General features: G+C 44.1%; 9 protein-coding genes. 4 read left to right on the top strand and 5 right to left on the bottom strand.

From position 1 onward, the window contains the following. Position 1: 1 nt before the first annotated feature. Positions 2-1,285, bottom strand: a complete 1,284-nt coding sequence (locus V202x_RS25045) for a Gfo/Idh/MocA family protein (protein ID WP_232098695.1) — start codon at positions 1,283-1,285, stop codon at positions 2-4. 349 nt (positions 1,286-1,634) lie between these two features. On the opposite strand from V202x_RS25045, the gene V202x_RS25050 reads away from it, so the two are divergent. Beyond that, positions 1,635-2,330: a hypothetical protein gene (locus V202x_RS25050; protein WP_145179529.1), complete on the top strand. Its 696-nt coding sequence runs from the start codon at positions 1,635-1,637 to the stop codon at positions 2,328-2,330. Positions 2,331-2,334: 4 nt separating this feature from the next. On the opposite strand, the gene arsC is transcribed toward V202x_RS25050, so the two are convergent. Genes arsC through V202x_RS25070 form a run of 4 tightly spaced genes read right to left on the bottom strand, consistent with a single transcriptional unit; the run spans position 2,335 to position 6,476 of the window. Then, positions 2,335-2,679 carry an arsenate reductase (glutaredoxin) gene (gene arsC, locus V202x_RS25055; protein WP_145179530.1) on the bottom strand — a complete coding sequence of 115 codons (345 nt, stop codon included), beginning with the start codon at positions 2,677-2,679 and terminating at the stop codon, positions 2,335-2,337. Further along, the gene (locus V202x_RS25060; protein WP_197993087.1) at positions 2,676-4,049 is read right to left on the bottom strand and encodes a sulfatase-like hydrolase/transferase; all 1,374 of its coding nucleotides are present in this window, start codon (positions 4,047-4,049) and stop codon (positions 2,676-2,678) included. The genes arsC and V202x_RS25060 overlap by 4 nt, the downstream gene beginning before the upstream one ends. A 20-nt stretch (positions 4,050-4,069) precedes the next feature. After that, entirely contained in the window at positions 4,070-4,900 is an 831-nt protein-coding gene (locus tag V202x_RS25065; RefSeq protein ID WP_145179532.1) for a sugar phosphate isomerase/epimerase family protein, read from the bottom strand. A 40-nt stretch (positions 4,901-4,940) separates the two neighbouring features. After that, positions 4,941-6,476, bottom strand: coding sequence for a DUF1570 domain-containing protein (locus V202x_RS25070; RefSeq protein WP_145179533.1), 1,536 nt, complete (start codon positions 6,474-6,476; stop codon positions 4,941-4,943). Positions 6,477-6,939: 463 nt separating this feature from the next. Between V202x_RS25070 and V202x_RS25075 the strand changes: the two genes are divergently transcribed. The 3 genes from V202x_RS25075 (at position 6,940) to V202x_RS25085 (ending at position 15,955) form a co-directional block, all read left to right on the top strand. After that, entirely contained in the window at positions 6,940-9,210 is a 2,271-nt protein-coding gene (locus V202x_RS25075; protein WP_145179534.1) for a BatA domain-containing protein, read from the top strand. A 16-nt stretch (positions 9,211-9,226) separates the two neighbouring features. Next, positions 9,227-11,776, top strand: coding sequence for a hypothetical protein (locus tag V202x_RS25080; RefSeq protein WP_145179535.1), 2,550 nt, complete (start codon positions 9,227-9,229; stop codon positions 11,774-11,776). A gap of 168 nt (positions 11,777-11,944) precedes the next feature. Continuing rightward, the gene (locus tag V202x_RS25085) at positions 11,945-15,955 is read left to right on the top strand and encodes a DUF4175 family protein (protein WP_145179536.1); all 4,011 of its coding nucleotides are present in this window, start codon (positions 11,945-11,947) and stop codon (positions 15,953-15,955) included. Positions 15,956-15,961 lie beyond the last annotated feature (6 nt).

Here is a 15,961-nt window from a genome sequence, read left to right on the forward strand (position 1 = left end):
ATTAGATCTGTGGCAATTCCCAATTTTGTCGGTATTCTCGTCCCAGGAATCCATTTGCTTGTTCGTCATTGACAAAACAAGCTTGTTTTTTGTCAAAGTGAATTTCTCTACCGACTCGATAAGCAATGTTACCCAGGTGACATAAAGCACTTGAAGTATGGCCAATCTCAATATCAGAAGTTGGTCTGTTTCTTGTCTTGATGCAATCCACAAAATTGCGATGATGTGTTACAGCCTGATCACTGGTTCCGGAAGTAGCAGCCTCTTTCTGATCGTAAACTTTCCACCCCCCTCGATCGACCACAAGTGTTCCTCGATCCCCATAAAAAGCAGCGGCAGCATTTCGACCTTCCATGCCATGCACGCTCCAAAGTCGATGCTCCCATAGAAGTGTTTTATCTGCATAACTAAACTGTACAGTTTGGGTATCTGGTGTTTCCTGATCGTCGTCAAAGAAATATTTTCCTCCTGAAGCGGATATTTTCTCTGGTAGTTCTACACCAAGGCCCCAGCGTGCAATATCCAGCATATGCACTCCCCAGTTGCCCATCTCACCAGTTCCATAATCCCAGAACCAGTGCCAGTTATAATGAAATCGATTTGGATTAAAAGGACGTTTCGCAGCCGGTCCCAACCAGAGGTCATAATTCACTCCGGTCGGAATTGATGCATTTTTCTTTTTACCGATTGGTTTCCGACGATGAATCATCCAGGCTTTAGCCAATTTAACGTTGCCTAATTTTCCACTACGTACAAAATCAACTGCAGATTGAAAATGCGCACCACTACGTTGATGAATTCCGGATTGAATCACACGCTGGTGCTTTCTCCCTGCCTCGATAATCTTCATTCCTTCATTGAAGTTATGTGAAACAGGCTTTTCTACATAGACGTCTTTTCCCGCCTGACAAGCCATGATTGCCATCAATGCATGCCAATGGTCAGGCGTCGCGATGACAACTCCATCAATTTCCGGGTCATCCAGTACATGTCGAAAATCGGTTACGAAGTTTGGTCCTACTCCCTGTGCCTTTTCAATCGACTTCATAGCTGCAGGTATTACTGATTCATCTACATCACAGATGGTCTTGAATCGGACATCGGAAAAACCGGCCATACTGGAAGTTAAAAATTTCCCCTGCCCACGAACGCCAATCCCGGCCAAGACGACTCGTTCATTTGGCGAAGATTCTGCCAGTGATACATTACTGGCCAAGCCAACAACGCCCGCAGCCATTCCGGCAGCATTTCGCGCACTTCGATCTAGAAATTGACGACGATTCACGTCTCTTTTCAGAAATTCTTCTACGTCCACAAAAAACCTCTCGCTTAACTTACGGACTCATAAGAACTTTTGTATTTCATTCAGTTCATGGATTTATTATGCACAATTGAATGTCTATTATTATATCAGGTATAAGTACGTTTGTCAGACCTTCATTCTATGAAGGAGCCCCATTTCTGTTACATTAAAACACGTGTTATCCCTAAGAACTGAACAAAAAATTCTCCGATTCTTTTTACTTACTTTTCAACATGAATTCATTGTAGTAAAAATAGTTCTACAGACGTTATCAGTATGATGCACTAAACCAATCCTCCAATCTTGAAAGCGATCAAAAAGAAACTTTCGAATGCCTATCAAATTTCGGTGTCAACATTGTGATCAGCTCATGGGAATTTCACGCTCCAAAGCAGGCGAAATTGTAGACTGCCCGACCTGCGGTTTATCGGTGCGAGTCCCTGGTCTGGATGGTCAAATTGCCCCCATCCCTCAGCCTAAGCTGAATCTAAAAGATTCAGAGTTGTCTAATGCGCTGGATGAATTAGCGTCAATCGGCACTAACGTTACGCTTGACAAGCAAGTAAATTCCGATCACGACCCCGATCTTCAGATTCCTAATTCAACAGCCCCTGAACCTCAAGTCAAAGAGCCAAGTTCAGCAGAGGCATTCAAAGCCATCCCAGTCAGGGAAATTAATCATAGTGCCCTGGTTCAACAAGTTGAAGAAATCAACCCGACTCCGATGCCGGCAACACCAGTAGCTCCCGTCAACCAGTCAGCAGCAACAGATCAAGTCAACCCAACCGATTTAGACCATGAACACGAATTGACCAACCTAGCCAGCCTCGCACAAAAACGTGCCGCCGATATGCTGGTAGAAAAAAAGAAAGCGCGGTTGAAACGTTCTGCAAAGTATGAACTACCCACGGGAACCTGGGTGATTATTCTAATTACATTTGCTGCATTGACTTTTTCAATCGGTTTGCTTGTAGGCAGAAATATGTCCAATGTGCTACCTGCCGCTCCAAACGCAACTCAGAATTAATATTTTATAAGAGTTCGTTGACATTCTCTGGAGGCCGTCCCAGTACAGCTTTTCGTCCCTTGACCACGATGGGTCGTTCAATCAATTTGGGATGCTCTACCATAACAGCAATCGCTTCTTCGCGAGACATCTCCTGTTCAGCAAGATTCAGTTCGCGATAAATTTTTTCTCCTTTACGCATTAATTCTTGCGGCTCTCGATTTAACTTTTTCAATATGGAATCTAACTCTTCAGCAGTCGGAGGTGATTTTAAATATTCGACGATTTGTAGTTGATTACCTGATTCTTCAATCAGAGCCAGTGCTTGACGACTCTTACTACAACGTGGATTATGATAAATTTTGATCATCTTTTTTTGCTCTGTTCAAGTCGAGAGGAAAACTGTGCTACGACTTCAGGTAGTTGTGCATGCAACTCGTAGACATCCCATCGGTCCATCGGCTTTTGATAAAGTTGCGTTGTCAGGTTATCACTCAACATTTCAGTCTCTTCAGAATCGAAAGACTCCCGATTAATTGCTAGTCGCAGATAATAAAAATCTGTCGAACGTAATGCAATAGCCTGATCACTGGCGGCATAAATTATGGGCTCTGGAAAAGCCATTCGATCTAGAATCACATCGAGTAAATTATTTCCAAGGCTGGGATCTTTCTCGAGTGGTTTTCCGAACCAGGATGATACTGAAACGGGAAGATCTGCTGGCTGCGAGAGAAATTGCCGTCTGTTTCCTTGCTGTTCGTTCCTGGAATCGTAAATAAACAAAGGTACGTGGCTCATTTCTTCAAACAGCCCCCAGTTCTCTGCTTGCCGAACTGGTCCTAGAAGCGCATTCCCCCCCTTCGCTGCCGTCACTATCAATAGAAATGAATGTGTTTCTGCATAATCTAACATTCGATCGAGGAAACGTCCAAACCATTGATCGAGCAATGTTACATAACCTGCATAGATGGCCCGTGCCATCTGTCGTTCATGGCCATCGAGTTCAGACAACTCTTCAGGATTGGTAAATAACTCAGCGACAACCGTGATCAATTCCTGCCAGTCCTCTGCATCAAGATCTGGTTCTGAATAATCCGACGGTTCATCTTCCTCTGATAAGCTATGCTCAGCATGATCTCCTACAAGATTAACTTCATCAAAATTCTCTTCTTCCGTATCTCCCTGATCGAGTACTTCATCAAGATACAACGTAGAGAAAAACTCTGGAGCTAACGGCGAGAAAGGGACCCCTGCGGACCGAATCCAGATTAATTGCTCATGAGAATCTTCCATCCACTCTGGCAGTCGTTCGATTGCAGCTTGCATCAACTGCGCTACGGGAGTTTTTTCTTCGCTGACTTTGAATCCGTTTTTTCCAACGATCGTCTCGACCTGATCGAATTCTTCAAAAAAGTCCGCTTGAGATCGATCAACTGCATTGCGCCCCGTTTGACTATCTGATTCCACTAGCAAGCTTGACTTCACACCTTTTGTTTTAAGATGTGAAATGAAAGAAGCACTGTTTTGTTCGCCTGCTTCAAATACATCTGGAATGGTTTTCCCAGTCCACCAGGGAAACGAGTTTTGGGTGGTGCGCAAATCATTGGCAAAATGTTGATCAAAAAGAATGGAAAGTGAAGCCAACCGGTCAAAGTTTGGTGTTTCGATCCACTGATGACCGTAACAGCCCAGCATACAAGCTGGCAATTGTTCAAAGCTGACGATAAACGCTTTTTTCATATCACTATATGTACCTGTCATCAACTCAGGGAGTCAAACCAAGCCTTACACCGCACAGCATATGCACGTGCGTCGGCGGCGGTCACAATGCCCTCTGCCTGATGAACTGTAAAAAAGCGATTAAAGTCGACTGCTTTTAATCCGGACATCATGTGCTTAAAGTCAATTCCTCGCCCGCTTTCATCCCAATAAGGTAATAATTGAAAAGGGCGATCCCCCAGACACCAGGTTTCAAGATGATCGGGACCATCCGTTGTGATCACTAAGTTCTGAACATAAACATTCATGAGCCAGGGCAGAATTTTTTTGAGTGTTCTCTCCCCGTACTCCTGACCACACATCAGTAAACTTGCCGGTTCATAAATCAGACCGAAATTGGGACGATCAATTTGATTCAGAATGGCAACAGACTTTTCTACTTCCTCAAAGAGACAAGCTGGGTGGAACTGATGTACCAGTTGCATACCTCGTTCCGCAGCAAGATCGGCAGCTCGTTGTGCATGGAAAATGTCTGCTTCAGATTTCAAGCAGACTCGAATCATTTTACATCCCAGCGTCTCGGCCACATTCAAACTGGGTTCGATATCTTTTAGTGCTTCAGGTGCGTGATCGTTATTTTGTGGAATATTAAAGTCGGCTGTGACCATCGAAACGACCAGCCCTGCCCGATCCACTATGGACCGAATCTGATCCAGCTCTGACTGCGAACTCTGAATGCCTACCACACTGGCTCGCATACAGAGTGCTGAATAACCAGACTCAACGGCGATATCCGCTAATTCTGTAAATGAAATATTTAACTTTGTCTTGCAAGCAGCTTCAGCAATCCTCACTGAAAGTGAAAGCTTCATCTGTTACCTTTCAATCAATCTAAGAGTGCAATCTCAAACATTAATTTGAGGGAGTTGTCGTTCTGCGATAAAAAACAGGAACCGGTAAGTTCCCCTCGGCCCATTCCTTTGCAGTTTTACTGTTTGGATAAGCCGATTCCACCTCAACATGGTATGTTTTCCAATTGCCTCCTAACCCCCCCTGCATCAATTGCTTAGCATTCTGTGGCTTCAGCTTAATTTTCTTACGAATCCCGACGTTAGGCAAGTACCACTCTGCATAAGTACCAGCATTTGTCTGTACTGTGACATGAAACGTCATAGGACGAAAGGGAGAAATATTCTGCAGCCAACCTTCTATTCGCGGAGGAGCAAGCCGAGAGTATGATGTCGCCGTCATTTTCACAATGGCCATCTCCTGCTTATGTTTTTCCAGATGAACAGTTTTGTCATCTAAGGGAGGAAGTTTCAGCTTCTGCTTTAGAATCGATTGCACTAATTCGACTTTAAATTTAAGCTGCAAAGACTCCGGGCGGACTTTCATAATTTCAACAAACTCTTCGTACTGCTGCTTCGGCGATGACTCTTCGAACGGTTCTTTAGCCGAAAGACTCTGCACGTAAGTGAGATACTCCTTCGGATACTGGTTGACCAGCATCCAATGCAGACCCCAGGCATGCACATAAGCATCTCCTGATAAAATACTCCCACGAAATACTCCATTGAGTGCAACCACTTCTCCCCAATTCAGCAATTCTGCGACGCCTGACATCAGAGCATAATGTGAATTAATTCGCTCGGGACTTACATTGATTCGATCCCCTTTACCTTCAAATCCGGTTGCAATCCCTTCCATAAACCACGTCGGAATCGGCGCAAATCGCTTCACAACACCTCGGTTGGATGTCTGTAAATGAATGGCTTCATGTAAAGGCGTTTCAAAAGAACTACATTCACTCATTCGAAGGATCAAGTTATTAGAAACGCTGGAATAATAGGCTAATACATTCTTGACACCAGCCCCCAGTGAAGTTGTTTCTTTAGCATACGCTTCAAAATCATCATCTGATTCGAAGATGAGCATTGCCATTGGAAATTCATAATCAGTCAATTCAATACCCATTTTTTTACTATAAGTTTCGAAGATGACTTCCACATTTTTTAAGAATCGTCCTGCTTTCTCCAGAAACGTTTTGACACGAAGTTCTGTTCTGTCAGTCCCATCCAATGGTGCAGCCAGTACAACACCCACAAGGAATGGGCTCTGCAAATGAAATCGAAATTTTTCAGTACCAAATTTCGTTGCTAGTCCTTCAGACATCTCTTGTACTGTCAGAGGCCTGGGGGCTTCTTTCAGCATGCGTTTTTTGATTTTTCCCTGTGGAACAAGACGGATAGACCCATCAGGTAGTATTAAAGCATGCAGCATCTCTCCCCGTCTCTTTCCAGATCCATAGAGCATTGCCTCAACGGTGACTGACTGGCCAGATTCATCTACATAGGTAAAAAGATCTGCCTGAAGATTCTGACTAAAGAGATTGTACGAAGACACAAAAATGAAGAGGCTCAGGATATATCTGAAAACACGATTCAACATGTATTTACCTTATCGCGTCAGGAACGCTTTGATCGTTTTATATGATTGAATATTTAAGCTGGGGATTTAGATCGAAGATTTTACGTTCAATCTGAGCTGCTCAGCACTTACACATTTCCTACTTACTATCTTGAAAAAGACGATAAACAGAATCATTACTAACAAAGACCGGCTCAATTTCGTATTAGCTGTGACTATGGATTTAAGTTCATCAAATCATTTCGTGTTTTTTAGTGAAAAATAAAAAAACACCTCACATGCTTACATGAACTCGATCAGTCCATCATAATCAATCATTCGTCAATTCCAAACCTTCCGCCGCAAATCCGTTTTTATCTCCGACTTAGAGTGTTAATTATGTAAGCAATACCATTTACGACGATTTCAACATATAATTATATATGAACCAGATTTTAAACGATTCCCATGCAAATTCTTCATCTCGCACATAGTTTCAGCGATAATGACATTTGATTTCCTCAATCCGATGATGCTGCTAGGCCTGTTGGGCATTGCGTTACCCATCTTAGTACATTTACTAAGCCGTAAACGCTATGACGTTGTTCAGTGGGGCGCTATGCAATTTCTGCAATTGGGACGGCGCACCAGACGTAAAATCCGGCTCGAAGGTTGGCTGCTACTGGCAATTCGCATGCTGCTCATTGCACTCATCGCATTGGCATTGGCTCGTCCCTGGGTTTCTGGCGGCTTTTTATCAAAATATATTTCGACACAATCTCGCGATGTCGTCTTCATCATTGACGGCTCTTACAGCATGGGATGGGAGGGTGAGGCCACAACCCCTCATTCTGCTGCAATACAGTGGGTTCACCGCTTTATGGAAGAATTGAATCCTGGCGATACGGTTTCCATTATCGATGCTCGCAATCAACCACGGCTGGTAACGGAGTCACCTACACATCAGTTTGCAGCAGTACGAGAAAAATTAAATCATCTACCCCCGCCTTCCGGCACATCGAATCTGGCAAATTCGATTTCCAAAGCCATTCAAACTCTCAGTACAACAACCAACCTGGAACGGGAAATCATTATTCTGACAGATGATCAAGCACTATGCTGGACTCCAGAAGACCCGATCCTCTGGGAACAAGTGCAAGATCTACTGCAGCAATCTGCAGTTCCCATTGACCTGTGGGCCACAAATGTTTCCGGGGAAAGAAACCAGGGTTTACAATCAAATTTACGAGTAGGACAACTGGATGTCTCACGCGAAGTCTGTGTCAAAAACCTCCCTGTAAAAATTTCGACAACCATTCGTTATGATGGGCCAGAGCCGACTCTGATCTGTCCGGTGTATTTCGAGGTAGATGGGCAGCGTATCAAAGAAAAAACCCAATCTGTGAAAATCGAAAATCACGGAGAAGCAGCTATTGAATTCCAACATCGATTCGAGAATGAAGGTACTCATGTGGTAAGCGTCGTACTCGATTCCGATCAGCTACCGGGCGATGATCGATCTGATGCCGCATTACACGTCACTAGCGCGCTACCTGTTCTACTGGTTGATGGGACCCCCAACTTTGATGCAACAAGAAGCGAAGTTTTTTTCGCCAATTTAGCATTAATGGCTCCCACTAATCGTACTCCCTGGATCCAGACAACCATTATCGAAAAAGAACAGCTAACAAGCGAGATCCTAAAAAACCAGGCTGTTGTCATTCTGGCAAATGTTGATGCACTCACGGAAGTCCAAGCAGGAGCGTTGATTGATTTTGTCAATCACCAAGGTGGGGGAGTGATGATCACGTTGGGCGATCAAATTGATGTTGAACAATATCAGAAGTTATTGTTCCATCCTGAGGGCTTAATCCCTCTCAACTTAAAGACCCGTGAAACGAATAGCGGTGTCGAATTCGGAAACCTGACCCAAATTAAGTCAAATAGTTTACAGACCCCCTGGTTGACACGATTTCGTGGAGAATATGCAAACGGACTCACCTCAGCCCGCTATAATCAGTGGTGGGATGTTTCGATTGCAAATAAAAAACCTCTGCCAGATGATAAGACAGAATCAGAGACGAAACTTCAAACGGCTCCTATTGAAATTGCCCAACTTTCTAATGACAAACCACTGATGCTCTTGATGAATCATCAACGAGGCCGCGTGCTCTTAATGACATCATCGCTCGATGCAGATTGGAATAATTTACCTGCCAAACCTGATTACGTCCCCTTCTTACATGAAGCAGTTTTTGAACTTTCATCCGGCCGTGTGTTTCGTAATATCAATACTGATGAACCGATTGTCGTTGGAGTGCCGGCCAAAACAACCATTAATCAATTAGAATTCCTGGATCCCAATGGTGAACCTGTGACAGGAACAATCGATGAATCTACCAATGGCGGCACCTTTCATTGTTCACAAACATCGTTGCCCGGCATTTATGCTTTGAATCCGAAACCTGGTATTAAGACAGAACTCAAGCCAGACCGCTTTGTTGTCAATTTTGATCGCAGTGAATCAGATTTGACTCCGCTCTCTGAAGAACAACAGAAAACTCTGACTGATGAATACAAACTAACATTTTTTAAGACACTGGATGAACTGAAACAGGCTATGTTTTCCGACGTCTCGGAAACGGAGTTCTGGAGAGTTCTCTTATTGTTCTTTCTGCTTTTAATGATCGGAGAGTTATTTCTCACCCGACGACTTGTACAAGGTGGCCATAGTGCGCTCCCCGATGGTTTAGAACAATCAAACAATACACTGTAGTAAGATCTCTACTAAAATGAGTGAACGGCACTTTCAGTTTAATGGATTTGAATTAAGCGGGTGGACTATCGTCGGAGTCTGCGCTGTAATTCTGGCGATCGTCACCATCGTTCTGCTGTTTCGCTATGAGCGTCGTTTAGTCACCCACTCAGTTGGAAATACACTTATCGCTCTCAGAATAATCGCACTTGTATTAATCTTGTTCACATTTCTGGAGCCCGTTCTCACCTGGTCTTTTAATACCGAAAAGACCGGACGACTCGTCGTAGCCCTTGATGTTTCTGACAGTATGAATACCCAGGACCGACACGCTACTGATTTGGAAAAACTGCGATTGGCGCGTGCTCTGAAAATGATCGGCAACAAAAATGTCGATAGTCGGCTTGATCGCTGGGAAGCCGCTTACGCTGCGAATAAGGAACCAGAATGGGTGGACGAAAATGAAACCGCCAATCCCGAAAAGAAGGCGCAATTAGCCAGCAGTCGCAAAAGCAACCTTCAATCCATTTTTGAAGAACTTGATCAACTCTCCCGTAAGGAAATTGCGCAAAAATTGCTCTTGAATCCCGCGAATCCCATTCTGGAGAAATTGCAAGAGCGAGGACAAGTCGATCTGGTCCTCTTTGCAGGTGATGCCATTTCTACAGAGAGGGAAGTCTTGAATAAAACACTGACTGATGTGCCCGATCAAGTCCATATGGAACTATCAAATCTCTCCCAAGCGCTCAAATCTGCCCCGAGTAATTCTGATACGAGTGCCGCCCCCATCTCCAGTTATATTCTGCTGACCGATGGACGAGATAACAGCCAGCTTGATCCTGTTTCTACGGCAGAACAACTGGGGCAGATCCAGATTCCCGTTTATCCGGTTGTGCTCGGATCAGCATATCAACCAAAAGATATTTCTGTTTCCGCACTCGATTTTCCACAGACTGCGTTTAAAGATGATCGACCATTATTAAAAGCTCGGATTGGTACAAATGGGTACGAAGGCAAAGACGTCCGCGTCATCTTGAAACAAAATGATCGTGAGCTTGACGTAAGAAATTTCACCGCTCGGGGCAAGAGCAAAATTCTTGAATTTGAATTGAAGGCAGACAAACTGGGAAGACAGGAATTTACGCTGCAAACAGATATCTTGCCAGGAGAAACTCGTGATGATAATAACGAAAAAAACTTTGCCATTAATATCGTTGATGATAAGTCCCATGTCTTGCTGGTTGATGAGACGGCTCGCTGGGAATTTCGTTTCTTGCATAATGCTTTGCAGCGTGATAAGCGAATCGATCTGGAACAGGTTCTGTTCGAGCAACCTTATCTGGGACTTTTACCAAAACCGTTCTTTCCAAATCAATTATCAACAAAATTCCCTCCTGAAAACGAACCACCAAACCAGGATAAAAGTTCAAATCCGTTTGGTGAAAAGGATTTGATTATTATTGGAGATGTTTCACCCAATCATCTCAAAGAAGAGAATTGGGATCATATTAAAAAATTTGTCGCAGAACAGGGAGGCACTCTAGTGCTGCTGGCAGGGAAAAAATATCTTCCCTTAGCACATCGCTCTGAAATTCTAGAAGAATTACTACCAATCGATAAAATGAAAATCGTGAACTGGAATCAGGCGAATTTCAAAGTACCTCCTGCAGAACGAGGTATGCGTCTCAGACTCACGCCAGAAGGAGAAAAAGAGTCACTGTTCCAGTTTGATGTGACACCGGAATTCAACCGTGAGATCTGGGATCAACTTCCAGGGCACCTCTGGTTCATCCAGGGAGATCAAAAACCAGGAACAACAGTCTTAGCCTATGGCGTCTCTCCATTCAATGCTCCCCTGGACGAAAGTAAAGATGGCGTCATCATTCATCGTCACTATGGAGCCGGTCAAGTGATTTGGATTGGCATCGATAGTACTTGGCGCTGGCGATTTCGTGTAGGCGACCGCTATCACCATCGCTTCTGGGGACAATTAGCACGCTGGGCTGCGCGAAACAAAGCAGCCGCAGGTAATGAATTTGTCAAATTCAGTTTGAGTAAAACAGATATCTATGCCGGCGAAATTTCGACCGCCACCGCGCGTTGGACACAGGCGTATCTTGATCAATTCCCGGATGTGAAATCCACCGTTGCGATTTACAAAACCACAGACCCGGAAAAAGTCATTAATTCATTCGAATTAATCAGACAAAAGAACCAGCCACTCATTCATGAAGCCAACATTCCATCGCTTCCGGCGGGTGAATATGAACTCAAACTAATCACCTCTACGGAAGTAGCCCAGGGAAAGGAAATCACAACTCCTTTGTTTGTTCATGAAATTAAAACGATTGAGCTGGGAAATTTGACTTCGAACCCGCAATTACTTACAGAAATCGCTGAGTCCAGTGGAGGGCAATTACTGACTCCCCAGACCATGGACCAACTCTTGGAATTATTGCCTTCATTAAGCCAGGAAACGACGAATCAGGACGAAATATCGCTTTGGGATCACTGGTTTATTCTCGTTTTGATCATGGGTATTCTCACCGTGGAATGGGCCATTCGCAAATTGAATGGTTTGCCTTGAAAAGATTTTGGGCTGTAAACCATTTTTTCATCACTATTTACCACCAAATATTGTTACAATATCAGGGTAACTGGTCTGCGAAGTCATTCTGATGATACAATAGCTAGAGGTACAGGCTCAATAATTCGCAGCTTTCAATTTAAAAACCACTTCCCGCAGAGATCAACTATGGATGGGCAGTTAACTCTTTTTGTGAACGAACTGAAACGACAGTTAAACCAGCTTGACCGCAGAATCCGTTCGTTGGCTCTGTTACGCGGACTCGGTTTGGTAATTCTCGTTCTGATTTGTTTGATCACGTTACAAATCAGTCTGGATTTTCTGTTCTCATTAGGCACAACCGCACGCGTTGTCTTGAGTTCTCTCTCTCTGACGGTTTTGGTCGGCTGTATTTGGTTTGCGATGCTACGCAGGGTATTTCATAAAAGGACGCCTGTCGAATTGGCTGCGATTGTGGAAGAATCGCAATCGACGCTCAACGAGCGACTGACATCTGTGCTGGAATTGTCATCGGTTCAAAATGAATCCAGCTCGATTTTAATGCGGGAGCATTTAGCAAAAGAAACGATTGCTTCGCTTACAACATTCAATATCACAGATTCCGTCCCCTCTGATCGTGCCATGCGGTTTATCATGAGTGCGGGAATCGCCATTCTCCTGTTTTTAACTCCCTTACTCGTCTGGCCTGATGCGTACAAACTGTTACTTTCGCGAAGTGTGATTCCCTGGGGTAATTTTGCAACCGTTAGTTCACTTTATTTTGAAGTTCAACCGGGAGACGAAACAGTTGCGCGTGGTAAAGATCTGCAAATATTAGCGACTCCTCACTGGCACACAAAGCAGCCTGAAACAATCAAAGAAGTGTGGATTGAATGGGAAGACTCACAAGGCGAACCCTTTTCCAGACGTATGGATCTAAACGAGACAACAGGGCAATACACTACTCAGTTTCCGCGTCTGCTGAGTGGATTCCAATATATTATCACAACTGAACGCAGCCGGAGTAAGCGATATACAATTCAGATTTCTGAGCCTCCTTCGATCACTGATACCCTTTTGACGATCATGCCACCAGGATACACACACAAAAAACCACAAGAATTCACAGTGCTCCCCAGCGAAATCAGTGTTCCAGAACAAAGCCAATTTAAAATCAATCTCACCTTTGACCGCGCTGTTAAAGATGCGAAGCTTCAATACCAGTATTATTTGGCAGGTTCCGATAACCAACAGCGCCCCCCAGTTGAACATCAAAAATTTGTATTGAGTGAAGACCGGCTATCAGCACAACTCGAACTTCCTGTCCATAAAAAAAGTTTTGTGTTCCATATTGAATTCAAAAGTGAAAAGGGAAATTTGACGACGAAAACATCAGAACATCTTGTAAAAGTGATTCCAGACCATGCCCCTGAAATTGAAATTTCTCTTTATAACCAGTCAGAATTCTTTAAGCCTGATGAAATACTATCAGTCCCCGTCAAAGTCATCGATGATTATTCTGTCAAAGAGCTGGAAGTCCATGTTCAAAAGCTGGATGAAAAACCGATCTTGATCAAAGTTCCTGCGGAACAGTTGGGAACAAAATCGGTCAGTCATGAGTTTAAAATTGACCTCAAGGAAATCAAAGCGAAACAAGCTGATATCTTTACTTATCGAGTCCGTGCTGCTGATAATCGAGAAGTCCCCTCACCAAATGTCGTCTGGTCAACACCACGTGTTTTCGGGATTGATAAAAATGCCGAAGAGCAACTTTCAGCAGGAGTGATCGCTCGCCAACAGAAACTGCGAGATGAGCTTAGAAAAATTCAAGAGGATTTTAAAAAACATCAGAAGGCCGTTGATCAAAAGATTGCAAATTTAAAACAGCCAAAGGAAAAAGGAAAACTAAAAGGAGAGGATCAACAAGAATTACAAGAGTTGAGCAAAGAAGAACGCAAAATCGCGCAACGCCTAGAAGCCTTAGCCAATGATTTTCTACAGCTGCCCCTCTATCAGAAACTAGCAGAACAAACGCAAGAAGTTGCACGTCATGATTTCGTCAAACATCATGACACACTGAAATCAGCGGCTGATAAAGAAACTATTGAACAGGCGCGAAAAGAATTGAGTTCAACTCCTAAGGCGATGTCTGCAACAGACAAGAAACTCGACGAGCTTGCTCAGCAGTACGAGAAACTGGTTGAGTTAGAGAATGATCTACTCAATCTGAATCGGCTAGCCGAAGAGACAGACCATCTCGCGAATGATTTACTTGCCTTTAACGACAAAGTAGAGTCTGCGACACAACAGCCAGATACAAAAGCAAATGAAAATCAAAAAACTCCGAATTCACAAGAAAAACAGCATGCGGAAAAGCAAAAGTTGTCACCCGAAATCGAACAGGATCTGGCTAACTTTCAAAACGAACTGAAGCACCGCCAGTCGCGACTTTCCGAGGAGTTAAACAACTTACTGAAACGCAGGCCGGAGTTGGTAGATGCGGCTCGTAATTTCCAATTAAAGCAGCTAGATTCGCTGGTAAATCAAACTTCTCAGCTTGTCGAACCACAAAGACAGCTTGCCCAGGCTATAGAGCAGCAGGCACCTTTAGCGGCCAGTAAACCTGATACGAATGAACCACAAAATCAATCAGCTGCCCAGGATGTAAAAAACAAAGATTCTGAAAATCAACCTCAAACGGCTTCTACCCCTGGAAATGAAACCGCTAAAGGGCCTGAGATCCAAACGGCAGCAGCTGGCCCTGGAGATTCTGAACCGGTGAAAACAGCCCAAGCAACCGAACCCCAAATGAGTCCCACGAATACTCCTGCGGCTCAGAATCTGTCAGAATCTGTTCTGGATTTACAAAAACAACAACAAGATTTAGCCGCAGCAGCAACAAATTTTGTGTTGGAAGCAGCACAAGAATTTGGTCCCCAATCGGAACCGACTCGCAAAGCGACTCAATTAGCCGAAGAGTCAATCAAGGCACAAAAAGAGGCAAACGCCGGTCGCTTACATGAAGCCAGCCAGGCTGCCAATCGTGCCGCCAAAATCGCCGAAGAAATCATGAGTGCACACGAGGCGCAAAATAAAGACCAGACAGAACGAGACGCTTTTAAAGAGCAAACTGAGAAACTTGTGAATATGCAGCAAGAGCTCGCAGGAAAACTGGAAGAAGCTTCCACATCAGAAGCTTTGCGTCAGGAGGCACTTAAAAATTCACAGCAAGCCTTGGCACAACAAACAAAAGCATTGTCGCAACAACTGGCAGAAACTTCACAAAAGCTAAACACGAATCCGATTGGATTGAAAAAAGAGGGAAAACAAGCGGAACGCACCCAAGAGAAAACTGCAAAAGCCGAACAGCAAATGCAGAAAGCAGTGGAAGACCTTTCGAAAGAAGACCTCAAACGCGCGTCTCAACAAGCACAACAAGCAGCCAGAACACTGCAAGAAGCGGCACAACAGGCTCAAAAATCAAGACCACAGCGTCAGGCAGAGACTCCCGTTCCTGAAAAAGTCGGTAATCAGGTTACTGATGCCGCGATGCAACTACGTAACGCACAAAAACAACTTGAACAAACCCCTGAGTTTAAAGCTGGTGACCAAACTCTGGCTCAAAAGAGCCAGGCGAAATCCGGAGAATCGAACTCAAAATCAAATCAAACTCAGTCATCACAACAAGAAGACTCTCAAGCCAGAGAGCAAAACAAATTAGAGGATACAAAGCGCGGGAAAGACGCACAATCCTCGAAAGAACAGGTCGCCCAGAATTCAAAAAGTCAGAGTCAACAATCGAAATCCGGAAAACCTTCTCAATCCTCTTCATCTAAAAAAGCAGCAGAAGCGCTGAAACGTGCAGCAGAGTCGCTTTCACAGGCAGCGACAGAACTGAAATCAAAAGCTCAACAAGGCTCGAATCCCGGAAAAGGACAGGAATCACAGACCGCATCCAAAAATATGGCTTCTGGAAAGGGGCAAGGCCAAAGTGAAGGCGGGGGTGCCATAAACAGTGTCGACTTTTCACAACTCAAAACAAAGTTAAAAGCGATGTCCAGTCGGAACTGGGGAGAACTACCGGGTAATCTGGATACGGAAATTTTGCAAGGCTCGCGAAGCAAAACAGATCCGGAGTACGCGCGTTTGATCAAACACTATTTTGAAGCAATTGCCAAATCGAAATCTGATAACAACTAAGCCTTA

Source organism: Gimesia aquarii, assembly GCF_007748175.1.
Taxonomy (GTDB): domain Bacteria; phylum Planctomycetota; class Planctomycetia; order Planctomycetales; family Planctomycetaceae; genus Gimesia; species Gimesia aquarii_A.

Coding starts and splice junctions, on each gene's coding strand:
- V202x_RS25050 (WP_145179529.1), top strand. CDS start 1,635: ATGCCTATCAAATTTCGGTGTCAACATTGTGATCAGCTCATGGGAATT.
- V202x_RS25085 (WP_145179536.1), top strand. CDS start 11,945: ATGGATGGGCAGTTAACTCTTTTTGTGAACGAACTGAAACGACAGTTA.
- V202x_RS25075 (WP_145179534.1), top strand. CDS start 6,940: ATGACATTTGATTTCCTCAATCCGATGATGCTGCTAGGCCTGTTGGGC.
- V202x_RS25080 (WP_145179535.1), top strand. CDS start 9,227: ATGAGTGAACGGCACTTTCAGTTTAATGGATTTGAATTAAGCGGGTGG.
- arsC (WP_145179530.1), bottom strand. CDS start 2,679: ATGATCAAAATTTATCATAATCCACGTTGTAGTAAGAGTCGTCAAGCA.
- V202x_RS25070 (WP_145179533.1), bottom strand. CDS start 6,476: ATGTTGAATCGTGTTTTCAGATATATCCTGAGCCTCTTCATTTTTGTG.
- V202x_RS25060 (WP_197993087.1), bottom strand. CDS start 4,049: ATGAAAAAAGCGTTTATCGTCAGCTTTGAACAATTGCCAGCTTGTATG.
- V202x_RS25065 (WP_145179532.1), bottom strand. CDS start 4,900: ATGAAGCTTTCACTTTCAGTGAGGATTGCTGAAGCTGCTTGCAAGACA.